Here is a 23078-nt window from a genome sequence, read left to right as displayed (position 1 = left end):
CAAAAGAGATGACGAATCCAAAGGAAACATCACTTGTTATTATTACAGGTATGAGTGGCGCTGGTAAAACTGTAGCGGTTCAAAGTTTTGAAGATTTAGGTTACTACTGTGTCGATAACTTGCCACCTGCTTTATTACCAAAGTTCTTAGAATTAATGAAAGATGCGTCGAATAACATCAATAAAGTTGCACTTGTGATTGATTTACGAGGGCGCGAATTTTTTGATACTTTATTTGAAAGTTTAGATACGCTCTCAGACTTAACCTGGATTGATGAGCATATATTATTTTTAGATGCCCAAGATCAAACACTTGTGTCTCGCTACAAAGAAACGAGACGCTCTCACCCGCTTTCACCAAAGGGTTTACCGTTAGAGGGGATTAAAAAGGAACGCCAATTGTTAAGTGAACTACGTGGGCGTGCTCAACACTTTATTGAAACAACGAATTTGAAACCGAAGGAATTGCGCGAAAAAATCGTGCAAAAGTATGGAGAGCTTGAGCAAAAAATCTTCTCTGTTCATACAATGTCATTTGGGTTTAAATATGGAATGCCAATTGATGCTGATTTAGTTTTTGATGTGCGCTTTTTACCAAATCCACATTATGTGGAACACTTGCAGCCTCAAACTGGATTAAATTCTGACGTGCGGGATTATGTATTTAAATGGGCAGAAACACAAAAGTTTGTCGATAAGTGGTTAGACTTGCTTAGTTTTATGCTTCCCCAGTATAAAAAAGAAGGTAAGTCTCAGCTCGTCATTGCCATCGGCTGTACTGGCGGCCAACACCGTTCAGTGGCTCTAGCAGAACATGTCGCTAAATACTTCTCAGATCAATATACGACGCATGTTTCCCACCGTGATATTGATAAGCGGAAAGGGCATTAAAGATGGAAGAACATCTAAAGAAAGTAACGGTCCTAGGTGGTGGCACAGGTATGCCAGTTATTTTACGTGGATTGAAGAAATACCCGATTGATTTATCAGCCATTGTAACTGTCGCAGATGATGGGGGATCATCTGGACGGTTACGAACAGAAATGTCCATGCCAGCACCAGGAGATATTCGAAATGTTATTGCCGCTTTATCTGAAGTTGAACCGATGATGGGAGCTCTACTCCAGCATCGATTTGATTTAGGTGAAGAAGGCTTAAAAGGACACTCTATGGGTAATTTAATCTTAGCGGCAATGACAGCTGTCACAGGAGATTTTTACTTAGGAATTAAAGAAATTGAAAAGGTCTTTAACGTGAAAGGTCAAATCTATCCTGTTGCCAATCAAAACTTATTTCTTAGCGCAGAAATGAAAGACGGTGAGATTGTTGTTGGTGAGTCAAATATTCCAAAGGCTAATAAGCCGATTCACCGGGTCTTTTTAGAACCAGAAACAGCTGAACCGCTCCCGGAAGCAATGGAAGCGATTATCGCTTCAGACCTTATCGTTATTTCACCAGGGAGTTTATACACGAGTACGTTACCGAATTTAATCGTTCCGCAAGTAGCAGATGCTTTAAGACGCACAGATGCAGAGGTTGTCTATGTTTGTAACGTGATGACTCAAAGTGGGGAAACTGATGGCTTTACCGCATATGACCACGCCAGGGTCATACTAGAACATGTAGGTGAAGGTGTGATAGATACAATCTTGGTTCATAGTGAAGGGTTTAGTCAAGATATACTAGATCGTTATTTAGAAGAACAGGCAAAGCCAGTCGTCTATGATAAAGAACGATTAGAAACGCTTGGTTTAGAAATAATTGAAGGAAATATTATTACTGATCACGATCATGTCTTGCGACATGATAAAGATAAAGTCGCAAAAATATTATGCGGCCTTATTGGTATTTGTGATCCATTAGAAAGGTGAATGTCTTATGTCTTTTGCTTCAGAAATCAAAAAAGAGCTGACGCAAATTGATAACAATGATTGTTGTAAAGAAGCTGAACTTGCCGCCTTGATTCGAATGAATGGTGCCGTATCTATTGCTCGAATGACGTATGTCCTTGATGTTCAGACGGAAAATGCTGCGATTGCTAGACGTATTTACACACTCATAAAATCATTGTATCCACATCCTATCAAATTGCTTGTACGTAAAAAAATGAAATTGAAAAAAAACAATGTCTACATTGTAAGAATAGAAGAAGGCGCAAAAGATATTTTATTAGATTTAGCGATTTTAAAAGAACCATTTACCTTCGTTCGAACAATTTCTAAACAGTACTTAAAGAAAACGTGTTGTAAACGGGCCTACTTACGTGGCGCCTTTCTTGCGGGAGGGTCAATTAATAATCCAGAAACATCTTCGTATCACTTAGAAATTGCCAATAGTTATGAAGAACATAATGATGCTTTGCAAAAATTGATGAACGGCTTCGATTTACATGCGCGTACACTTGAACGTCGTAACGGATATATTACCTATATTAAAGAAGCTGAAAAAATCACCGAGTTTTTAAATTATATTGGTGCACATCATGCGCTATTTAAGTTTGAAGATGTTCGTATTATTCGGGATATGCGTAATTCAGTTAACCGCTTAGTGAACTGTGAGACGGCTAACCTAAACAAAACGATTGGAGCAGCCTTTAGACAAGTCGAAAATATACGCTTTATTGAAAGAACCGTCGGTCTAGAAGCCCTACCTGATAAGTTAAAAGAAATTGCAAGACTAAGAGTTGACCACCAAGAAGTCTCGTTAAAAGAATTAGGAGAACTTGTTAGTGGATCACCCATCAGTAAATCAGGTGTCAATCACCGTTTAAAGAAGATTGATCAATTTGCTGATCAATTACGTGGAGAGTATCCGATTCAAAAACAGTCCGAAACTCACTAACATAAGTTACAATAAATAGCGTATAATGAAACTGTTGTAAAAATAATTGATTCTTTGTCTAAAGGAGCGAGTGGTTATGAAGTGTATTGTAAATGTCAATCCTGGTCTTCAAGCGAGTCCAGCATCCAGCTTTGTTCAAACAGCGAATCGGTTTTCATCGGAAATTTACTTAACGAAAGGTGAACGACGTGTGAATGCGAAAAGCATTATGGGTCTGTTAAGTTTAGCGATTGCTAAAGGTGATACTATTGAACTAAAAGCAACAGGTGGCGACAGTGATGAAGCTATCCAAGCACTCGGCGATTTTTTACGACAAGACAACTAACCCCAAGACTAAAAGCAACAATACCACTAGAGGTACTGTTGCTTTTTATAATAAATGGGTAGTAGAGGAGGAAATACAATGGCATTACATATTAATAATGTGACGAAACAATTCGGTACGTTTACAGCCGTGGATGATTTATCCATTACAATCAATGAAAATCAAATTTTTGGCTTTCTTGGCGCAAATGGTGCAGGTAAAACCACCACTTTTAGAATGATTTTAGGATTGATTGATGAAACAAAGGGTAATATCAGTTGGGATGGCCGTCAAATTGATTACAGTATCACTGATTCAATTGGGTACTTACCAGAAGAACGTGGGCTGTATCCGAAGATGCAAGTAAAAGAACAAATGATTTATCTGGGACGGTTGAGAGGGATGGAAAAAAGTCAATCATTAAAGAATTAGATTACTGGTTAGATAGATTTAAAATTCCTGATTATAAAGAGAAAAAAGTAGAAGAATTATCAAAAGGGAATCAACAAAAGATTCAATTTATCTCAGCGGTCATTAATCAGCCTAAATTACTTATTTTAGATGAACCGTTCTCAGGACTTGATCCAGTCAATGTAGAATTATTAAAAGAAGCAGTTATTGAGCTGAAAGATAAAGGGACAACCATTGTCTTTTCATCTCATCAAATGTCGACGGTAGAAGAACTCTGTGAATCGCTCTGTATTATGGTTAAAGGTAAGCCTGTTGTTCAAGGGGCACTAAAAGATATTAAGCGCCAATTCGGCAAGAAAAACGTCTTAATTCACGCAGATATGGATTTGAATTTCTTAAAAGAGGTTCCTGGTGTTGTAAAATATGCTGAAACGGCAGAAGGATGTCGCTTACAGATTAATGATGAAGTCGTTTCACAAGCCATTCTAAAAGAACTCATCGTGCGTGATGGTTTTATCAAGCGGTTTGATTTACTCGAACCATCTTTAAATGACATCTTTATTGAGAAAGTTGGTGAGTCTTATGAATAAATTTTGGGTCGTTTTATCACAAACATATATGACACGATTTAAATCAAAATCTTTCAAAATAACTACGGCATTATTTTTAGTATTTATTCTTGCGATTGGTAATATTGACCGTATTATTGAACTATTTAATTCTGATGAAGAACCATCAGTCACGACGGTGGCAGTTGTTGATGAGACAAATCTTTATGGCGATTACTTATCTAATATGGAAAGTCAAACACTGCAATATGACGTGACTACAGAAAGTGTCGCGTCATTAAATGAATCGGTATTAGAAGGTGAAATTGATGGTGTATTAACCTTATCAAATGATGAGTCTCAACCATTCACCGCGACACTTCGCTTAGAAGATGTCTTAAATAATAGTATTGAATATGAAGTAAATGAACTTCTGCAGCAACTAAAAGTAATGGTGATGACTGAGGAATCGGGTATTGATGGTGAAGTCTTGAAGTCTATCTATTCACCCGTGTCATTCCAATTAGAAGCTATTGAAAAAGCAGATGGTACGACATCAAAAACTGAAGAAGAAATAAGCGGCGCACGCGGGCTTGTCTATGTAATGCTATTCTTGTTATACTTTGCGGTTATTACGTATGGTCAAATGATTGCGACTGATATCGCGAATGAAAAAACATCACGAGTTATGGAGATATTAATCTCAAGTTCCAGTCCAGTTTCACAAATGTTTGCGAAGATTATTGGGATTGCTTTACTTGGTTTAACGCAAATCTCGATACTTATTGCGACAGGATTCTTTGTGATTCAAACACGTGCAAGTGACTTTGAGGGTGATTTCTTTGAAGTTTTCGGTTTTAGTGATATTGATGTGTCCGTTTATGTTTATGCGCTTGTCTTTTTCTTACTCGGGTACTTATTATATGCGACATTGTCAGCAATGCTTGGCTCACTGGTTAGTCGAATGGAAGACGTTGGTCAGTTAATGTTCCCAGTGATTATTTTAATCGTTATTGCCTTTATGGTATCGATGTTTGGATTAGAATCACCGGAATCAACGTTAGTTACGGTGATGTCTTATATCCCATTCTTTAGTCCACTGGTGATGTTTTTACGGGTAGGGCTTCTCGGCATTCCTTTTTATGAAGTTATGTTAAGCATTGGTATTTTACTAGTAACAATTTTCATTCTTGGTTATGTCGGCGCAAAAGTATACCGTGGTGGTGTATTAATGTACGGCGGTGGATTTAAGTTGAAAGATTTAAAACAAGTCATGCATTTAAGTAAGAAGAGCAAATAGTAAAAAATATAAATAAGTGCGTTCTCTGTAACTCAATAAAGAGAACGCACTTATTTTTTCATGTCATGAAATATGTGCTCATCATTTAGGGACAACCCAAATAATAAATGACGTCTGAAAGCAAAGTTGAGCATTGGAATATGGGTCAACGATTATGCCAACATGAGGGACGCCATTGTGGTCATTGCTTAAGGGGGAGAGATTAATTTAATAATGTAATATTTAAAGTTTTAAATATGATCGATAAAAGTAGTAAAGCGATATATTTAAACCATAGTGTTTTTAACGCTTCAAATAAATAATGGAGGATTTATATGCATAAACGAAGTGTACGTTAAGTCAATCAATGGTGTTCGAAAAATTAACAGTATGCATACTAAATTAATGGCAGGAATGAATGGGAGAAACGTGCGTTCTCTGTTAAAATAAAAGAAGTAATAAGAAAGTTGGTGAAAAGGATGAAAGAAACGATTCGCTTTATCCATAGTGCTGATTTACATTTGGATCGACCGTTTGTTGGTTTATCTAAACTCGGACATAAACAAGTAGAAAAAATGAAACATAGCGCTTTTTTAGCACTGAACCGATTAGTTGAGTTAGCGATTACAAAAAAGGTTCATTTTGTGGTCATTGTTGGAGATATATTCGATCAAGCAAGTACGACTATTTTTGCTGAAGTGAAATTTAAGCAAGCACTAGAAAAATTAAATCAGCACAGCATCCATGTTTATCTTTCTTTTGGTAACCATGACTATCATCAAACAGGCGAGATGACGTTTGATTATTTAGAACATGTGCACGTATTTAATCAGCAACAGATCTCATCATTTACATATAGAAATTCATCAGGAACCACGGTTCAACTACAAGGATTCAGCTATGAAACACGTCATGTGACAGATGATCTTTCTCGTGGTTTTTCAATCGATCATACATGTGATTATCAAGTAGGTATGCTGCATGGTAGTGTTGGGGCATCAACTGAACATGAAACATATGCGCCATTTCAACTAGACTGGTTAAAATCACTTGGTTTTGACTACTTTGCACTTGGTCATATTCATAAACGACAAGTACTCAGCGATAACCCACCCGTTGTTTATTCAGGTAATATTCAAGGGGGTTCAAAAAAAGAAACAGGTGAGAAAGGATGCTTCTTAGTTGAACTAACAGAGACTGGCACAGTTTTTACCTTCCACTCACTTCAAAGTGTATGTTTTGAGACACTCGAAATAGATGGTGCCTCTATTTATACGGTTGATGACCTTATTCATACGTTACGGGAGTGTTTAGAAAAGCAGGATGCAGAGTCGATGTTAGCTATTGAGATTTATCATCCCACGGATACATTGATATCATTGTATCACGCACAAGGTTTTAATGACGTACTTCAGTTACTAAATGAGGAAAATGATGATCAAAGTTATTTCATAGACCTTGTGGTTAAACAGCCGCCTGTCACATTACATAAGCACGATCCTTTCTTTCAAACGTTAACGCATCAGTTTAAGGAAGCAAGCGATGTGTCATATGTCGATGAGTTGTTCCAACATCAACGAGCTAGACGATTCCTAGATGCACTAACAAAGGATGAATTAGCTTCTGCTTCGGATGAGGCTTTTCATTATCTGTATTACCAACTGATTGGGGGTAACGTACATGAGGATTAACACATTTACTATCTATCAGTTCGGAAAATTAGTCAATAAAACATATGAGATAAATCGTGAGAGCTTAATTGTGATTAGTGGTCAAAATGAATCAGGTAAAACACACGTGCGGTACTTTCTGACGTATATGCTCGTGGGCCTCACAAAACAAGAGTTAGAACGATTTAATTATCAACCGAATCATTTCTTTGGTGGCGAATTAACCATTCAATGTGACGATAAAGTCTTTACCTTATATCGAACGGATAAGTTAAACCATCAATTACTCGTTAAAGATGAACAAGAGAATGACATCCCAATGGATGTGTTTAGTCAATACGTTCAACGAGTCAACCGAGAATTCTTTGACCGTATTTTTCATTTTGATGTGTTGTCCATTCAAAAAGAACAGACAGATTCGCCGGAACAATTAGGTGACTTATTGTTATCTCTTAGTATGTCAGGGACTGATGCGATTGAACGGACCGAAAAAAAATTAAAGAAAGCACTTGAGCGCCTGTTTAAAAAAGGCTGGCACGAATCCTGAGTTAAACCAACAACTCAAAACATTAGAATCGATGGAGAAACAGCTAAAAGAACTAAAAGAAAAAGAATCAGGTTATCACGTGCTTGAACAAGACATCAAAGAAATAGAAAAGTCAATCGACCAATTACATGATGATATCGATGAAGTTAAACAACAGCTCTTTTTTTATCAGACATATCAACAACTGTATCACATCATTGAAAATTACCAAGTAGCAAATCGTTACCTCTTAGAGCATAGTAAGCCACACGTAAAGCGAGAAATAAATAAAGCTGACGTCATAGCCTGGCATGAAAAGAAACGTGATCTATTACAACAAGTGTCCTATCAACAACAACTGATTGAACGTAAAAAGGAAAAAATAAAAGACAGTCAAACACGCTTGGGAGAAGCCTCATTTTATCAATTTTTATCAACCATTAACGATCATGAATCATACTGGCGTGAACAGCATCACATATTTTTACAAACAAAGACAGAGCTTGACCGTGTCATGACAGCTATACAGGACGAAAAGAGAAACATAGGCTTACAACTGGATGATGAGATGGTCCAACAGTTAGCTTTACCTAAAGAAAATGTTGCTGAATTGGACACAATGACAACGCTGTATAAAGAACTAGATGACGATCTAACATCTAAACAAGCGGAACTGGAATTACTGCTAAGTGAGGGAGATAGTCTTTCGTACGAACGGCATCAATTAGAAGAGGCGCTATTAAATGATTATGAGCGTCAGGATATAGAAGATGCTATCGAATCATTAAAGCGTAAGCATGACAGGGCTATTACACCTAAGCAGTTACTACCGGTATTTAGTCTTGCCTCGGGTGTCTTAATTATGACCTTCATTGCTCTTTATGTGATGAATAGCTTTCAACCATTCATTATTATCGGTTTAATGATGGTATATATGATTAGTTTAGTTAGTCTGATATATGTGAAGCAACGACCTAAGGTGTCAGCTAGAGAAGTACCAACACAACAAGAAGAAAATCAGTTACAGCACTATTATCAGGTTTTAACTAGGGATGAAACGGCTAAAAGAAAAAGAGATGAGTTAACACGTGATTGGCTAATTTTTACGAGAGATGTGGAGGTAAAAGAAAAAGAAATAAAGAAACAAAAAGAACGAAAAACACATGTTTCTCGAAATATAGATAGATTTAAAGGCCGATATCCGTTTCTTAGTCACGTAGTTGAACCTAGGTATAGTGCAGTGTTGGCAAGTGTCTATCAGTTAAAGTGTCTTTTAGAGGAAAAAGCTACATTAATAACATCACTAACATTGCGTGAAGAAAAGCTTAAACAGTTTAAACAATCAATAATTGATCAGTGTGACATTACCGAACAAACCTCAATGGAAGGCATGCTGAAGCTAGTACGTCATCAATATGATGAACATAAACATGCCCGCGAGCGTCATACTGAATTAACCGAAGAATTACGAGGGTTAGAAGATGAGGCTCAACAAATAGAAGCGACATTAATGCCAGTTGTTGATGCGTTAGCTGAGGCATATGATGCCTATCATGTGAAGGATTTTGAAGCTTTTATTGCTCAACATGAAAAAGTCATACACTATAAAGAAATGATACAACAAAAAAGTGAGATGAAACAAAAGTTAGAGCTACGTTTTTCGCCTCGTGCGTTAAAGTCTATTTTTTCTGAACCACTGATAAATGAACGGTTACTGAAAGAGTACCTCGATGAACATGAGGATAAGAAGCAACGACTTGATGATGCACACATGTCGATAATGAAACAACTGGCCACGTTGAAAGCGGAAAAGCAACAAATGGAGTCCTCGACAAGTTACCGGGATTTACACTATCAATTCCAAATGAAACGAGAGGCGTTTAATCAACAAGCAAATGAGTGGCTAATGTATAAAATAAGTTATGAACAACTGCTTAAAACAAAGCGATTGTTTCAAGCATCGATGCTGCCTGGTATTTTAGATAAAGCAAGCGAGGTCTTTAGGGCGGTAACCAACAATCGCTATCACTCGATTGATTATGACGATGTGTCCAAGCAACTATTTGTGACGCATGGACAAGGTCAGTTGGTTGCCATGGAATTATCACAAGGCACACTAGATCAGCTAGTGATTGCGATTCGGTTAGGAGTCGCGATGGTTTTAAATCAATCCATTGATTTGCCATTTATTATTGATGATAGTTTCGTTCATTTTGATGAAGGACGTAAAAAACGGTTGCTTGATTATTTAAGTCAAGAACAGCGTCAAAGTTTTTATTTCACGACAGCACCTAAAGAGCGACTAACCGATTACCAAGTCATTGACTTAGAAGTCGAATAGTATCTTTTCAAGAAGTAGAAGTCATGATAAGATGGTACATTGATAGCGCGTGATGGGAGAGAAGTATAATGGAAGGAAAAGATGAGCAAAGAATACATGAAGCGTATGAAGAAACCATTGATAAATTTATTCAAATGATTGCGAAAAACATGAGTCTTTATGGTATTACACCCTCAATTGGACGGTTATATGGGAAGATTTATTTCAATGATGCACCGATGACATTAGATGATATGCGTGAAGCACTTGAAATGAGCAAAACCAGTATGTCAACAGGTGTAAGAGCGTTAACAGAGATGAAAATGGTAGAACCGGCGTTTAAAAAAGGCGTTAGAAAAGATTTGTACAAGTCCGAGGAAAACTGGTATAAATCTTTTACAACACTGTTTGGTAATCGTTGGCGCCATTACACAGAGACAAATATTGAAGAAGCTGATGAAGCAGTTGAAGCGTTACTTAAAATTAAAGAACAAACAACGGATGACGTATTTATTGAAAGAATTGAACATGATATTGAGCGACTAAGCTATGCGAAAAATTATTATAAGTGGCTGATGCGTTTTATTCAGGTCGTCGAATCAGGAGAAATATTTGATTATATTCCAAAAGAAGAACAGTCGGAGTGACTGTTCTTCTTTTTATGAAATATTAACGAGTGATTAAAAAGTAGAATTAAATGCTTGCTACTCTCGGTAGTAGGCCATTTCTTCATTTTCATATCGACTATCAAAGTAATCGACAAGGTGGATTAAGTACCCTTCCGCTGTTTGAGGCGCTCTGACAGCAGACCCCCACTCAGGTAGGCCGTGGTGACATAAGATGCAGTGATTGATTTGATGAATATGTGATAAGGGTAAAGGTGTTTTTAATTGACCAAGCATCTGTTGTAGTAGCATGACACCATAAGGAATGTGACCGACTAAGACACCTATAGGATCCATTTCTATTCCGCCTTGTGCGCGGGAATCTAGTTCTTTTTTATCTGCGTGGGGATAAAGAAAATCAAACGCTTGATAACTTTTTCCTGCATAATCATATTCTAATAATTTACCTAAGTCATGATAAAGAATAGACGTATATAAAGTGTTAAAGTTTATTGACGCTTGATCAAGACTCACTAATTGATTCAACATTTTATATAAATGATCAAGTGTATCTTGCCAAACAGGACGTTTTCGTTCTGTTTTTTCTTTTTTTGCCTCCGCATAAACTTCGTGCTTATATACTTTTTCAACAACCGCAATGAGATAAAGTAAGGCTTCGACAGGTCCTTTTTCGTGGTGTTGGATATAGTAAGTAAACCGCATTAAACCCGTCGTATGTTTAATCAGCCCGCCAATGTAGTTATGGTGAAACCCTTTAGCGGCAGGGGCGAGTAAAAAATCATCCCAAAAATAACGTAATGTTTCAAGGGCAAGTGTCTTGTATCGCTCATTTAACGTTGTTAAATAGAAAACGAGTTCTTCTGCAATCTCTTTTAAATCAAGTTTAGGAAAAGGGAGCAAGGTAAATGGTTCGATAGCTTGCTCCACTGGGGCAAGGTGGTTAATAGTCAAAGATTTATTTTGATTGTATTCATCAACGACTGCTGTGACATCAAAGACACGATGTTTTTCTAGTAATGGAAGCGTTTGTTTGATAGCCCCTTGATTATCCCACATTTTTGCCCGGTACATCCCATTTTGATTACTAAAGGTGAGAGTAAGATACTCTTTATTTGTTTTTGTTAGTCTCACGTCGTAATCGTTAAGTAATAAGCGTTCATGAACTTTTGCGCCAGCTTCAAAATGATCAAGAATGAAGGTTGCTTCAGCATCTTTTATTTCAGGGAAGGTTAAAGATTGAATGATATTACCTACTTCGTCATTAAGATCAATTGAATAAGCAATTTTTGAATAGAAATAGTCAATCGTACGTGTCATAGAGTCACTTCCTTTTATATATCGTTATGTTCATCTTATCAGAATTGTTTTGGGTATGCCATAGAGTATGACATTTGATATCATCAGTCAAATTTTAATTCTGTAAGAAAGATAGATAATTAGAACCTAACCACGATGACTCAATATAAAAGAAAAACACTTACAGAGAGAGATCTCTGTAAGTGTCTGTAGTAAAAAAGAGTAATTATTCGGCTGATTCATCCGTTGTATCGTCTGTCTCTTCGGTGTCAGCATCAGCATCTTCTTCAATATCTAAATCTTCTTCTAAGTCAGCTGCAGGATCTTCAAAGACAAAAGTATCTTCAAACTCTTCGATTTTTACATCGATATCTGCATCTTTAAGTAATTGCATGATTTTTTCTTGCGCTTGAGTAGAATCAACTTTTGTTGTCGCAATTTCTGACTCTAATTGTTCGCGTACATCTTCTAATGCTTCCACATCACTTTCAACTGGACGCTTATCCGTTACGTAGATGATGTGATAACCATATTCAGATTGAACAGGTTCACTGATATCACCAATTTCTAATTCGTAAGCTTTGTCCTCAAATGCAGGTACCATTTGACCACGTGAGAAGTAACCAACAGAACCGCCTTCAGCAGCAGAACCAGAATCGGTTGAATATTCTTCAGCTAAGGCAGCAAAGTCTTCACCACTTGTGGCACGTTCGTATAATTCATTAGCTAATTCTTCATCTTCAACTAAGATATGAGAAGCTTGTACTTCATTAATCATACGGTTGTATTGTGTTTCAATTTCCTCATCTGTTACTTCTACACCATCAGCAAGTGCTTTTTGTTGAAGCATTTGCATCCGTAATTGTTCTTCAAAAGCAGCTTCAGAGGCAATACCTTGTTGTTGAAGTAACATTTCAAACATGTCACCATATTGTTCACGGTACATATTCATTTGATCTTCAATGGCAGACTCATCAATCTCATATTTTGATTCTAAAATTGTCTTTAGTACCATATTTTGAAGAACGCTCTCACCGGCAGTTGCTTTTAATTCTTCGTAAAAAGCATCCTTTGTAATATTACCTTCGTTTGTTTCAACGACTACCTCAGCGTCATCTCCAGAACAAGCGCTAAGTCCGATGAGACTTGCCGTAATTGTGGCAACCATAACTAACTTTTTCATTAAACACACTCCTACTTTAAATTATAAGACGTTCTGTCTTGTTTTTGTTTACCTTAGTTAATATATCATATTTTTGTCTTAAAAAAGAGGTGGAATCGTAAATTCCTCTATTTTTACATATTTTTTTCACGATTGTGTAAACGTGACCAAAGACTTCTACTATTAAACTTTCTGCTATCAAATGCTCTTGCGAGCTGTTTGACATGTGAAGGATCACTTGTTTTAGCTAGAAAAGAAGCTATCTAACACAGTAAGGTTAGACAACTTCTTAATTTTCAAGATATACGATCGTCATCATTGATTTCTTGACAGGTTGTTTTTAACTGGATAAAAGCTTTCTCAAGATGTTTGTGAAAAATGAGCATCTGTTTGACTTTTGTTTCAATTAACTCACCTTGAGGTCTGTCTGAAATTTTTTTCTCTATAGAAGATAAACTTTGTTTTTGCATCGATGTGTGACTTAACCATTTATCAAGATAATAATGCATAAACCGCTGAAATAAATCATCGGTTGTCGTATATAAATCTTTTCTTACACCTTTTTTCCATACTTGATTAACTAAATTTAAATCAGATAAATTTCTTATCCCAGTATTAACAGATGTTTTGCTTTTACCTGTTGTTTGGCTCATTTCATCAAGTGTCATCGGTTGATGGTTTAGAAAAAGGATCGTAAACAGTCTAGAATCGCTCGGAGAGAGATCAAAAAGCTCGAGTGTTTTTGAAAACTCATTAATGACATCATCAGTTAAATAAGATTCAGGCTGCATATGTGAGCTCCTTTCTATTGTAAGAATAAATTAAACCTAATATAAGCTTACATAAATTTCAAAGATAATGGAAATGATAAATTGGATAGTATTACGGAGTATTATGGAGTATTTCTAAGTAAAAGTTTTAATTTGTTTGTACAGTTTAAACTGTATGTAAAATATATTCGAATACTACGGTTTTTGCCGGTTGAACTATTGACTCATTCTAAGGTAAGCTATTAGAGTACTGTATTACGGCAAAAAACATCTAATCCGTTTAAAAGCTGTGTTAACGGGAATTGAAAAGTGAATGTATGAGTATTGACTCATGAGCTTTGTAATTATAAAAGAGGGGTGAGGTTATGCCAGTTATTGAGGTTAAAGGTCTATCGAAAGTTTTTGGTAAGAATGTTAAAGACTCTTTAAAGTTACTGGATGAAGGTAAGAAAAAAGAAGAAATTCTCCAAGCAACAGGTGATACTGTCGGTGTGAATCGTGCGTCATTTGAAGTTAATCAAGGAGAAGTATTTGTTATTATGGGACTTTCAGGAAGTGGTAAATCCACATTGATCCGTTTGATTAATCGTTTGATTGAACCTACTGAAGGTAGCGTAATGGTTGATGGAGAAGATCTAGCACAAATGGATAAAGAGAATCTTCGTCGTGTCCGTCGTGAAAAATTAAGTATGGTATTCCAAAACTTTGGTTTATTCCCATTCCGTACAATCTTAGAAAATGCGGAATACGGTCTAGAAGTACAAGGAATTCCAAAAGAAGAGCGGGCAGAAAAAGCGAAAAGTGCACTTGAAATGGTTGGTTTAGGTAGTTATGTTGATCAATATCCTAATCAATTATCAGGTGGGATGCAACAACGTGTTGGTTTAGCACGAGCATTAGCCAATGATCCAGAAATACTCTTAATGGATGAAGCTTTCTCAGCACTTGATCCATTAATTAGAAAAGATATGCAAGATGAATTGTTAGAATTACAAGACTCCATGCATAAAACGATTATCTTTATCACACACGATTTAGATGAAGCGTTACGTATTGGTGACCGCATTGCTCTTATGAAAGACGGTTCTATTGTACAAATTGGTACACCAGAAGATATTCTGACAAACCCAGCGAATGAGTATGTAGAGCGTTTCGTAGAAGATGTTGATCGTTCAAAAGTCTTAACCGCAGCACATATTATGCACCGTCCTGAAACAGTGAATATTGATAAGCATGGTCCGCGTGTGGCCTTAGAGCGTATGCGTGAGGAAGGGTTATCAAGTATTTATGTTGTTGACGGTCATCGTAACCTTAAAGGTTATGTGACGGCTGACGACGCATCTGATGCGCGTAAGAAAGAAATTAAAGATCTTAATGAAATTTTACGTACGGATGTACCAAAAGTACCACTTGATAAGCCCATGCAAGAAATTATTGAAATTATTTATGACACACCTGTACCAATCGCAGTTGTTGATGGTGAGAAGTTAAAAGGGATCATTATTAGAGGGTCATTCCTTGCGGCACTTGCAGGTGAAGGAGAGGTGAAGTCTAATGTTTGATTTTATTCCAGAAATTCCAGTAGCTGATTGGGTTGATGATTTAACTGAGTGGATTGTAGAAACATTTGCATTTATTTTTGATCCACTTAAGAATGAGTTCGGTGACTTTATAGAATGGATTGCTGATTTACTTGGAGCTATTCCACCGATTATTATTATGGTGCTCGTCGTTGTTGGTGCGTTCTTTATCACAGGGAAAAAGTTCGGTTTAGCTGCTTTCTCTCTTGTCGGTTTAATCTTCATTGAAAACCAAGGCTTATGGACAGAGCTTATGTCAACATTCACACTTGTCTTAATGGCTAGTTTACTCTCTGTCATTGTTGGTGTACCTGTTGGTATTTTAATGTCTAAAAGTAAAGTCGCAGAAGCTATTATCTTACCAATTCTTGACTTCATGCAAACAATGCCAGCATTTGTCTATTTGATTCCTGCCGTTGCTTTCTTCAGTATCGGTATGGTACCGGGGATCTTTGCCTCACTCATCTTTGCGACACCACCAACTGTTCGTTTTACGAACTTAGGTATTCGCCAAGTGTCGACAGAACTTAAAGAGGCAGCTGAAGCATTTGGTTCAACCGGTGCTCAAAAGTTGTTTAAATTAGAACTTCCTATGGCAAAGGGAACGATCATGGCTGGTATTAACCAAACGGTTATGTTAGCCTTGTCTATGGTTGTTATTGCATCAATGATTGGAGCACCTGGTTTGGGTAACCCGGTAGTATCAGCCTACAACGTGCACAGGCTGGTGCTGGTTTTGTAGCCGGTATTTCCATCGTTATTTTAGCGATTATCATGGACCGTTACACTCAAAGTATTTACAAGAAGAAATAAGTAAACAATTTAAGTTTTGTATAGAGTTATGAATAAGTGAGTTGACATCCGCAAGGATCTCATTCACTTGAATAGAGTTAATAACTTTTTCAGTGTGACTGGAAAGTTGTTATAGATAAAAATTAAAAGGAGGACGATTGAATGTTTAAAAAGTCATGGAAACATGTTGGTTTAATGTTAGTTTTAGCTTTAACACTTGTACTTGCTGCATGTGGTGAAGAGGATAGTGCTGGTGATGATACAGCAAATGAAGGTGAAGGTAATTTAGGTAACAAGGAAATTGAATTAGTCTATGTAGAATGGGATTCAGAAATTGCCTCTACAAACGTTATTGCTCAGGTATTAGAAGAAAAGGGTTATGACGTCAATATTCGCGGTATTGATAATGCGATTATGTGGGAAGCTGTAGCTAATGGTGATGCTGACGGTATGGTAGCGGCATGGTTACCAGCAACTCATGGTGATCTTTATGAACAACATAAAGATAATATGGTAGGATTAGGGCCAAACTTAGAAGGCGCTAAAATCGGTCTTGTCGTTCCAACTTATATGGAAGATGTTAATTCAATTGCTGATTTAGCAGATTACACAGATGAATTTGGTGGCGAAATTACTGGTATTGAACCAGGTGCTGGTGTTGTACAAGCAGCTGAACAATCTTTAGAAGATTATAGTTTAGCTGATTGGACAGTTGCAACGTCATCAAGTGGTGCAATGACAACTGTTTTAGGTCAAAAATATGATAATGAAGAAGCGGTTGTTGTCACTGGTTGGACGCCACACTGGAAGTTCGCTTCATATGACCTCAAATATTTAGAAGATCCTGAAGGTTCATTTGGTGGTGCTGAAACGATTGAAACATTCGTACGCGAAGGTTTTGAAGCAGATAGCCCAGCAGCATATGAAGTACTTGATAACTTCTTCTGGGAGCCAGCTGATATGGAGACAGTCATGTTAGAAATGTCAGAAGGTACTGATCCTGAAGATGCTGCAGCAAACTGGATTGAAAATAACCGTGATAAAGTTGATGCATGGTTAGAAACTTCTGCAGAATAATAAAAATCAAGTGATATATTATCATAGTTAGTAACAAGGTACGCTTACATCTTTATGTGGGCGTACCTTGTTTGTGTGCGTATTAAAAAGACGATAGCAATTATTATAATCACTATCGTCAAGTTAGGTTGTATAATATTAAGAGAGTTGTGTTTCTTGTTCGAGTTCTTGTAGGCGTGCTTCAATTTCTTTAAGGTAATGTTCGATATTGTCTTGATGTGGCTTAATCGTTTGTTGCCACTGCTCAATCGACCTTTCATGTCTTTTGATAAATCTTTAATCAGTTCGGCACCTTCTTTTGATGTCGCAATAATCTGGTCAGATAACAACTTGCCGTTTACTTTCGCTTTTTCAATAGCTTCTTTTACTTCGTTTGCTTGTGATTTAAAATGCTCACGTGTATCTTTTCCTGAACGCGGTGCGTTAAGTAGTGTGACACCAGCACCTACAGCACTCCCGACCACTAGACCTAACGCTAATGATTTAGCTTTCATTCATCCCACTCCTTTTTTCTTATCTTCTTATTATCTTCTCGTAATTTGTCTAAGTCAAACCTAAAAAACACAAAAAACTTTGAAAAAAGCTAAAATAAATCCCCTTAACATTAAATGCTAAAGGGATTAATGTGTGCATGTTTAACTACTCTAAGCAAATGACATTTGTGACCGTTGTAAGATTGATTTAACAATCGGGTACAGAATAATCGTAAAAACGACATTAAACAATGTAGCAGGTAAGACGACCGCTACAAATAGTGCGATAAATGACCCGGGCATTTGACCAATGACGAAAAGGGCCATCGCTAGAAAAACTGAACCACTTACAATTGTGCCAAGTGCGGCTAATATGGGGCGATAATTTTTTTGTCTAGTTGTTTAGGTACTAACATGAATAAGCCAAAGAATACAAATGCCGTAATAGGTTTTTCAACTAAATTTGAAATCTGACCACCTGGGACAGTCGTTGTTAAGGCTGAAATAACTCCAGTTGCAATACTAAGCACAAGGACATAATTCGCTTTAGGGAAAATCAGAATACCTAAGAACATCATGGGTAACATAATGTCTGGCTTCATTCCAAATAATATGGGTGGTGCAATAATATGAAGCACAGCCCCAATCCCCATAAATAATGCGAGTAATACTAAATCTTTTGTCTTCATCCTAATCTCTCCTCTTCTAAGCTAAACTGTCGTATTCCATTTGTGTCCTCATGACCAAATGCGAATAGTTTTACCCATTATAACATATGCTAGTAGAATGTAAAGTCTAAATATTCTCACTAATTGTCTGAGCGATGGCTGAACGCTCGTCATTTGTGTAATCATCATTATGTGTGATCCACTTCGCATCAAATCCATCGGATTCATCATAACGCGGAATCAAGTGGATATGTAAGTGGAAGACTGATTGCCCGGCAAATTCGCCCGTGTTACTTAAAACGTTCATCCCGATGGGGTTAAAGGCTTTCTCAATTGCACGTGCTACTTTCGGTACACGCGCGAATAATGTGCTTGCCACGTCTTCTTTTGTTTCATAAATGTTTTTTACGTGTGTCTTTGGTACAATGAGTGTGTGGCCTTTTGTTACTTGACTAATATCAAGAAAGGCAAAGACGTCTTCATCTTCGTAAACTTTTGCTGACGGGATCTCACCGTCAATAATTTTACAAAAAATACAGTTTGGATCATGTGTCATAGACTGTCACTCCTTTTTTATTTTAGTGTATCATGATTAATTAAGGAAAAGCAAAGAAGAAAGAGGAAGCAGATGAAAGGGAGGAAAAATGCGTGTCTGATTTATTACATATTGACCACTTGATAGGTGGTTATACCAAAAAATGTGTTGAACGATGTGTCATTTAAAGTAAATAAAGGTGAGCTAGTAGGGCTCATTGGGTTAAACGGTGCGGGTAAGAGTACAACGATTAAACACATTATTGGTTTGATGGAACCAAGAAAAGGTAAGGTAGCGCTAGGAAATGTCACGCTACAAGAAGATGAAGAAAAGTATCGTAAAGCCTTTACCTATATACCTGAAATGCCTTTACTATATGATGAATTAACCCTGAGGGAACATTTGAAATTAACGGCTATGGCTTATGGGCTGGATGAGCAAACATTTAATGAGCGAGTATCCCCTCTATTAAAAGCCTTTCGCTTGGAACGTGAAATCGATTGGTTTCCGATTCACTTTTCTAAAGGAATGAAACAAAAAGTGATGATTCTTTGTGCCTTCTTAGTGGAACCGGATCTTTATATTGTTGATGAACCATTTGTTGGCTTAGATCCACTTGCTATTCAAGCTTTTCTAGAGCTGATGGTCAAAGAAAAGGAGCGCGGTGCTGGTATTTTAATGTCGACGCATATCCTTGCCACAGCGGAACGTTACTGTGACCGGTTTATTATTCTTCATAACGGAGAGGTTAAAGCGGAAGGGACATTAAATGAATTACAAAATCAATTAAACATGCCGAATCAAACGCTTGATGATATTTACATCATGTTGACGAAAGAAGATGTTGTCAATGGATAGCCAGCAATTGTTTAAAGAGCGCTTTACTGCACACATAAAGCATGTGATGCGGTATGCACAGTATATATTAAATGGCCATATTGCGATTGCCTTATCTTTTTAGTCGTTGCTTTTGCGGTTATTTACCAACAGTTTTTATTAGACTTACCAGAAGCTTTTCCAGTTAGTTTAGTGATGAGTATATTATTTTCACTCGTGATTTTATATAACCCGATTCAAACATTTACTAAACAAGCAGACTTAGTCTTTTTACTGCCTGCGATTGAATCATTGAAAGGATTCTTTTATCGAGGACTTGTCTATAGTTTCTTTTTTCAAAGCTACCTGATGATTATGATTCTTGCTGCGCTTAGTCCTTTATATCATGCTCGATTCACATCAGGAAACTATCTGTTCATTATTTTTCTGTTTCTTATTTTTAAATTATGGCATTTTCTTATGCGTTGGGCTAGTTTACGGTTACGTGATCAAACATTTCTATTTTATACAAAAATGGGGTTGTTTATTGTTCAAACCTTTGTCTGGTACAGTTACTTTAAAAACTGGACAATGATGTTTATTATCGGTGTGATTGGTTTGTTTTTAATTCTCAGTTATCTGTTACATCGTGGATTTAATCATAGTTTGGCACTTGATCAATTAATTACGAATGATCAACATCGACTCGAGCGCTTTTATCGTTTAGCCAGTCTATTTACGGATGTAAGAGAATTGAGTACGCGAGTGAAAAAACGTCGATTGTTATCGCGGATGTTAACCTCACGTGTGATGCTTAAACAGAGTGAGACCTATACGTATCTTTACCGACTTACCTTTAGCCGAAGTGAGGATTACTTAGGTTTGTCTAGCCGTCTAGTCGTAATCGGTGGGATTGCTTTAGCTGCAATTGACCAACCTATATTAAGTTTTGGGGTGGGGGTATTATTTATCTACCTGATTGGGATTCAACTTCTACCACTTTTTTCGCATCACGATACGAAGTTGTGGCTTATGTTGTATCCTGTCAACAAACAAGAGAAGATGCGGACTTTTCTTCAACTGCTTACAGCGTTACTGAGTATTGTTGTACTTATGTTTACATCAACTTTAATGTTCCGGTTAACGGTACTTGATGGACTATTATTTCTAGTGCTCGCCAGTGTTTTCTCCTATGGATTTGTATGGATTTATGCGAAAAGCAAAGTGAGTGCTGTTAAGGGTTCTTAAGCAGCTTTTTTAAAAGGCGTATTTAAAACAGGGGATAGTATAGCGAAAAGGGTTATTGTTATGTTTTATTCTATCGCAAAAATTGAGTCTCATATTTGTATTTGTAAGGTAAATGTGCTATCCTAAAGCAGTGTGTGTGGTAGTCCAGTGCAGCTAGTTGTTTTCCATTGTAAATATATCGCTTGTATAAAGAAGATCTGTAATTAGATGAGGAAATAAGTTATGAAAATAACATTATAGTGAGGCAGTATTATATGTGGATGTGACAACTTGGTATGTCAATACAAAAATATACAACCATCGACAAAATACATCTATATACATATGTGGATATATTTAGGGTGATTAAAGGGGCTTCAGTCTTTCCAGATTAGAAGATCGAATAGGTTTACTATTAAATATTTTTAACAAGGAGAAAAAATGATGTCAAAAAAATTAGAAATGATTAGTAAAATAATAATTATCATCATTACATTGGTTGTTATTTCCAACTCAGTTAATTATACTTTTGCATCTTCTAGCCTAACACTTCCACCATTAAAACCTGAATCATTTCGAATCGGTTTAATAGACTCATCCATAGGTGATTCATCCGTTGGTACAGCATTATCGAAGGGAATAAGAGCAGGAGATCAATCAATACAAGAGTTAAGTTTAGAAACTAATAGTATTCCTGAAGATATTGACTCAGTATGGATATCTAAAAAGGATCTAATAAAAGCTAATGCTAAACATTTATTTAAAGAAGCGAAAAAGTATAAAAAACCTTTTTATATTTATGGTGATGGACTAAATATAAAAGAAGTCAGTGATGCTTTAGGAGCTGAAATTGATTTAGATGTCAGGTTTAGTTCAGGAGATAAAGAGAACGTTAACGAAACATCTAATCTTGATATGATGGGTTATAAATTTGAGAATGAAAAAATAATCCCCTCATTCATCTTGTCAATAAACACAGAGAAACAGCTAAATAAAGAAAAACAACAATATGATTTAGAAGGATTAAAAAAGCACGCAAGATATTACGACATTAAAATTAATCGAGAAAGACAACAAAAAACTTCATCCAATTTTCTCTCACCAACTGTTATTAATGCGGCTGGAATGAATGTAAATCTTCCCTCATCTTTTAAACAAGTGTATACTTGGGACGTAACAGTTTATAATTGGGTTGAAGTGAGTTCGGGTAATTATAAACGTGCCTCTACCTATCATGTTTATGAAGTTTATAAAGATGATACACCTAGTAACCCTGACTATAAAAGTTATGCAACTTTTCGATTGGATGCAGTACATTTAGATTCATTTCAAGAATTTCACTCTCGTAATGTGCTTTATGCACAAAATGGTGGAGTGATTACAAAAAATTATGAACCTGAAAATACATCATTTGATGGTAGCACAAGTATAAGTCTTGGTTGGCCAGTTTCGGCAAGTTTAACTTTTAACACCCAAGATCCTGTTGATATATACAATTCTTCAATTGATTGGCAAAATGATAAGCATTCTTTTTATGTCAATGATAATGAGTTGTTTGATACTAGGTTAAGACCAGGTGATGTATGGGTAGCAAATCTAGGTTATCATATACCTCAAAATGCGACTTGGCATGAGTGGGGTAATAAAATGTCCCATAAAAAAGAAGGCGTATGGAGCGGAGCAAATCCATCCGAGTATAAGAATAAATCTAAATCTTATTATAGGACTTCTGGAGATTATGTATATTGGCGGCTATCAAGGTAATCTAATAATATAAACGGTGATTGATAGAATGAGATAGCTAATGCTAAGTATGTGATCATCAATCATTTGAAATTTTAAAAAACTTAACCAACAATAATGCTGACTTTTTTATGTGTCATCATTATTGTTGGTTTTTTGTCTGCTAATTAAACGATGCGATAATAGCAAGGAAAGTGTTACTAGCAATTCTCATCGCTTGTTCATTAAAATCAAACTTTGGATGGTGATGGGGATAAAATGGACCGTCTGTTCTTGCGCCCGTGAAGAAAAAAGCGCCTGGTTTTTCTAATAAGTAATAACTAAAGTCTTCACCTGTCATCGATGGACGAGTGAAAGAAGCATCTGTTACACCTGGTATTTCTTTAGCAATATCAATGACACGCTTAGCTTCAGC

The 23078-nt window shown here is 36.5% G+C and carries 20 protein-coding genes and 4 pseudogenes; 16 read left to right on the top strand and 8 right to left on the bottom strand.

The features are described 5' to 3' along the window. Window positions 1-8 precede the first annotated feature (8 nt). From rapZ to JCM19043_RS10440, 10 genes and pseudogenes are all read left to right on the top strand, one after another. On the top strand, window positions 9-890 hold the full coding sequence (rapZ, locus tag JCM19043_RS10485) for an RNase adapter RapZ (RefSeq protein ID WP_062322346.1): 882 nt from the start codon (window positions 9-11) through the stop codon (window positions 888-890). A 2-nt stretch (window positions 891-892) separates the two neighbouring features. Beyond that, entirely contained in the window at window positions 893-1870 is a 978-nt protein-coding gene (gene yvcK, locus JCM19043_RS10480) for a YvcK family protein (RefSeq protein ID WP_062322344.1), read from the top strand. Window positions 1871-1877: 7 nt separating this feature from the next. Next, window positions 1878-2840, top strand: a complete 963-nt coding sequence (gene whiA / locus JCM19043_RS10475) for a DNA-binding protein WhiA (protein ID WP_062322341.1) — start codon at window positions 1878-1880, stop codon at window positions 2838-2840. A gap of 70 nt (window positions 2841-2910) precedes the next feature. After that, window positions 2911-3165 carry an HPr family phosphocarrier protein gene (locus JCM19043_RS10470; protein WP_177220639.1) on the top strand — a complete coding sequence of 85 codons (255 nt, stop codon included), beginning with the start codon at window positions 2911-2913 and terminating at the stop codon, window positions 3163-3165. Window positions 3166-3243: 78 nt separating this feature from the next. Then, window positions 3244-4145, top strand: a pseudogene (locus tag JCM19043_RS10465) (ABC transporter ATP-binding protein). Next, window positions 4138-5403: an ABC transporter permease gene (locus JCM19043_RS10460; protein ID WP_062322337.1), complete on the top strand. Its 1266-nt coding sequence runs from the start codon at window positions 4138-4140 to the stop codon at window positions 5401-5403. Before JCM19043_RS10465 ends, JCM19043_RS10460 begins: the two are co-directional and overlap by 8 nt. A 458-nt stretch (window positions 5404-5861) precedes the next feature. Then, window positions 5862-7073 (top strand): DNA repair exonuclease, encoded by a 1212-nt coding sequence (locus JCM19043_RS10455; RefSeq protein WP_062322335.1) that lies wholly within the window; start codon window positions 5862-5864, stop codon window positions 7071-7073. Continuing rightward, window positions 7063-7599 carry an AAA family ATPase gene (locus JCM19043_RS10450; protein ID WP_062322333.1) on the top strand — a complete coding sequence of 179 codons (537 nt, stop codon included), beginning with the start codon at window positions 7063-7065 and terminating at the stop codon, window positions 7597-7599. Before JCM19043_RS10455 ends, JCM19043_RS10450 begins: the two co-directional genes overlap by 11 nt. Next, entirely contained in the window at window positions 7562-9919 is a 2358-nt protein-coding gene (locus JCM19043_RS10445) for an ATP-binding protein (protein WP_062322331.1), read from the top strand. The genes JCM19043_RS10450 and JCM19043_RS10445 overlap by 38 nt, the downstream gene beginning before the upstream one ends. Before the next feature lie 68 nt (window positions 9920-9987). Further along, window positions 9988-10545 carry a GbsR/MarR family transcriptional regulator gene (locus JCM19043_RS10440; protein ID WP_062322329.1) on the top strand — a complete coding sequence of 186 codons (558 nt, stop codon included), beginning with the start codon at window positions 9988-9990 and terminating at the stop codon, window positions 10543-10545. Window positions 10546-10602: 57 nt separating this feature from the next. Here the strand turns inward: JCM19043_RS10440 and JCM19043_RS10435 are convergent, their stop codons facing one another. From JCM19043_RS10435 to JCM19043_RS10425, 3 genes are all read right to left on the bottom strand, one after another. Continuing rightward, on the bottom strand, window positions 10603-11841 hold the full coding sequence (locus JCM19043_RS10435; RefSeq protein WP_062322327.1) for a hypothetical protein: 1239 nt from the start codon (window positions 11839-11841) through the stop codon (window positions 10603-10605). Between the two features lie 205 nt (window positions 11842-12046). Then, entirely contained in the window at window positions 12047-13003 is a 957-nt protein-coding gene (locus JCM19043_RS10430) for a peptidylprolyl isomerase (RefSeq protein ID WP_062322325.1), read from the bottom strand. 275 nt (window positions 13004-13278) lie between these two features. Next, window positions 13279-13773, bottom strand: a complete 495-nt coding sequence (locus JCM19043_RS10425) for a GbsR/MarR family transcriptional regulator (RefSeq protein ID WP_062322322.1) — start codon at window positions 13771-13773, stop codon at window positions 13279-13281. 344 nt (window positions 13774-14117) lie between these two features. Here JCM19043_RS10425 and JCM19043_RS10420 point away from each other — a divergent pair, with 344 nt between their 5' ends. The 3 genes and pseudogenes from JCM19043_RS10420 to JCM19043_RS10410 all read left to right on the top strand — a co-directional run bounded on the left by JCM19043_RS10420 (window position 14118) and on the right by JCM19043_RS10410 (window position 17201). Continuing rightward, window positions 14118-15314, top strand: a complete 1197-nt coding sequence (locus JCM19043_RS10420) for a glycine betaine/L-proline ABC transporter ATP-binding protein (RefSeq protein WP_062322320.1) — start codon at window positions 14118-14120, stop codon at window positions 15312-15314. Continuing rightward, a pseudogene (locus JCM19043_RS10415) lies at window positions 15307-16145 on the top strand (ABC transporter permease). The gene JCM19043_RS10420 and the pseudogene JCM19043_RS10415 overlap by 8 nt, the downstream one beginning before the upstream one ends. A 141-nt stretch (window positions 16146-16286) precedes the next feature. Continuing rightward, entirely contained in the window at window positions 16287-17201 is a 915-nt protein-coding gene (locus tag JCM19043_RS10410) for a glycine betaine ABC transporter substrate-binding protein (RefSeq protein ID WP_062322318.1), read from the top strand. A gap of 44 nt (window positions 17202-17245) precedes the next feature. On the opposite strand, the gene JCM19043_RS10405 is transcribed toward JCM19043_RS10410, so the two are convergent. The 4 genes from JCM19043_RS10405 to JCM19043_RS10395 all read right to left on the bottom strand — a co-directional run bounded on the left by JCM19043_RS10405 (window position 17246) and on the right by JCM19043_RS10395 (window position 18898). After that, entirely contained in the window at window positions 17246-17695 is a 450-nt protein-coding gene (locus JCM19043_RS10405; protein ID WP_231631503.1) for a YtxH domain-containing protein, read from the bottom strand. Between the two features lie 150 nt (window positions 17696-17845). After that, window positions 17846-18001, bottom strand: a complete 156-nt coding sequence (locus JCM19043_RS18855; RefSeq protein WP_369813844.1) for a tryptophan transporter — start codon at window positions 17999-18001, stop codon at window positions 17846-17848. Window positions 18002-18042: 41 nt separating this feature from the next. After that, window positions 18043-18363: a tryptophan transporter gene (locus JCM19043_RS18850; RefSeq protein ID WP_369813843.1), complete on the bottom strand. Its 321-nt coding sequence runs from the start codon at window positions 18361-18363 to the stop codon at window positions 18043-18045. Between the two features lie 106 nt (window positions 18364-18469). Continuing rightward, a complete protein-coding gene (locus JCM19043_RS10395) occupies window positions 18470-18898 on the bottom strand; it encodes an HIT family protein (RefSeq protein WP_062322316.1) in 429 nt (142 codons plus the stop codon). Between the two features lie 92 nt (window positions 18899-18990). Here JCM19043_RS10395 and JCM19043_RS10390 point away from each other — a divergent pair. From JCM19043_RS10390 to JCM19043_RS10380, 3 genes and pseudogenes are all read left to right on the top strand, one after another. Continuing rightward, window positions 18991-19735, top strand: a pseudogene (locus tag JCM19043_RS10390) (ABC transporter ATP-binding protein). Next, window positions 19719-20941: pseudogene (locus tag JCM19043_RS10385) on the top strand (ABC transporter permease). The pseudogenes JCM19043_RS10390 and JCM19043_RS10385 overlap by 17 nt, the downstream one beginning before the upstream one ends. Before the next feature lie 423 nt (window positions 20942-21364). Next, complete coding sequence (locus JCM19043_RS10380) at window positions 21365-22684, top strand: hypothetical protein (RefSeq protein ID WP_062322312.1); 1320 nt, start codon at window positions 21365-21367, stop codon at window positions 22682-22684. Window positions 22685-22826: 142 nt separating this feature from the next. Here JCM19043_RS10380 and JCM19043_RS16895 read toward each other — a convergent pair. Continuing rightward, window positions 22827-23078: M20/M25/M40 family metallo-hydrolase (locus JCM19043_RS16895; protein WP_369813842.1), on the bottom strand; the 252-nt coding region annotated here is incomplete at its 5' end.

Source organism: Halolactibacillus sp. JCM 19043 (assembly GCF_001310395.1).
Lineage (GTDB): Bacteria > Bacillota > Bacilli > Bacillales > Amphibacillaceae > Halolactibacillus > Halolactibacillus miurensis.
This window is presented reverse-complemented; position numbering and strand designations above follow the sequence as displayed.

Bases quoted from the DNA above. Each gene is read 5' to 3' on its own strand.
- rapZ (WP_062322346.1), top strand. From the start codon at position 9: ATGACGAATCCAAAGGAAACATCACTTGTTATTATTACAGGTATGAGT.
- yvcK (WP_062322344.1), top strand. From the start codon at position 893: ATGGAAGAACATCTAAAGAAAGTAACGGTCCTAGGTGGTGGCACAGGT.
- whiA (WP_062322341.1), top strand. From the start codon at position 1,878: ATGTCTTTTGCTTCAGAAATCAAAAAAGAGCTGACGCAAATTGATAAC.
- JCM19043_RS10460 (WP_062322337.1), top strand. From the start codon at position 4,138: ATGAATAAATTTTGGGTCGTTTTATCACAAACATATATGACACGATTT.
- JCM19043_RS10455 (WP_062322335.1), top strand. From the start codon at position 5,862: ATGAAAGAAACGATTCGCTTTATCCATAGTGCTGATTTACATTTGGAT.
- JCM19043_RS10450 (WP_062322333.1), top strand. From the start codon at position 7,063: ATGAGGATTAACACATTTACTATCTATCAGTTCGGAAAATTAGTCAAT.
- JCM19043_RS10440 (WP_062322329.1), top strand. From the start codon at position 9,988: ATGGAAGGAAAAGATGAGCAAAGAATACATGAAGCGTATGAAGAAACC.
- JCM19043_RS10435 (WP_062322327.1), bottom strand. From the start codon at position 11,841: ATGACACGTACGATTGACTATTTCTATTCAAAAATTGCTTATTCAATT.
- JCM19043_RS10430 (WP_062322325.1), bottom strand. From the start codon at position 13,003: ATGAAAAAGTTAGTTATGGTTGCCACAATTACGGCAAGTCTCATCGGA.
- JCM19043_RS10425 (WP_062322322.1), bottom strand. From the start codon at position 13,773: ATGCAGCCTGAATCTTATTTAACTGATGATGTCATTAATGAGTTTTCA.
- JCM19043_RS10420 (WP_062322320.1), top strand. From the start codon at position 14,118: ATGCCAGTTATTGAGGTTAAAGGTCTATCGAAAGTTTTTGGTAAGAAT.
- JCM19043_RS10410 (WP_062322318.1), top strand. From the start codon at position 16,287: ATGTTTAAAAAGTCATGGAAACATGTTGGTTTAATGTTAGTTTTAGCT.
- JCM19043_RS10405 (WP_231631503.1), bottom strand. From the start codon at position 17,695: ATGAAAGCTAAATCATTAGCGTTAGGTCTAGTGGTCGGGAGTGCTGTA.
- JCM19043_RS18855 (WP_369813844.1), bottom strand. From the start codon at position 18,001: ATGGCCCTTTTCGTCATTGGTCAAATGCCCGGGTCATTTATCGCACTA.
- JCM19043_RS18850 (WP_369813843.1), bottom strand. From the start codon at position 18,363: ATGAAGACAAAAGATTTAGTATTACTCGCATTATTTATGGGGATTGGG.
- JCM19043_RS10395 (WP_062322316.1), bottom strand. From the start codon at position 18,898: ATGACACATGATCCAAACTGTATTTTTTGTAAAATTATTGACGGTGAG.
- JCM19043_RS10380 (WP_062322312.1), top strand. From the start codon at position 21,365: ATGTCAAAAAAATTAGAAATGATTAGTAAAATAATAATTATCATCATT.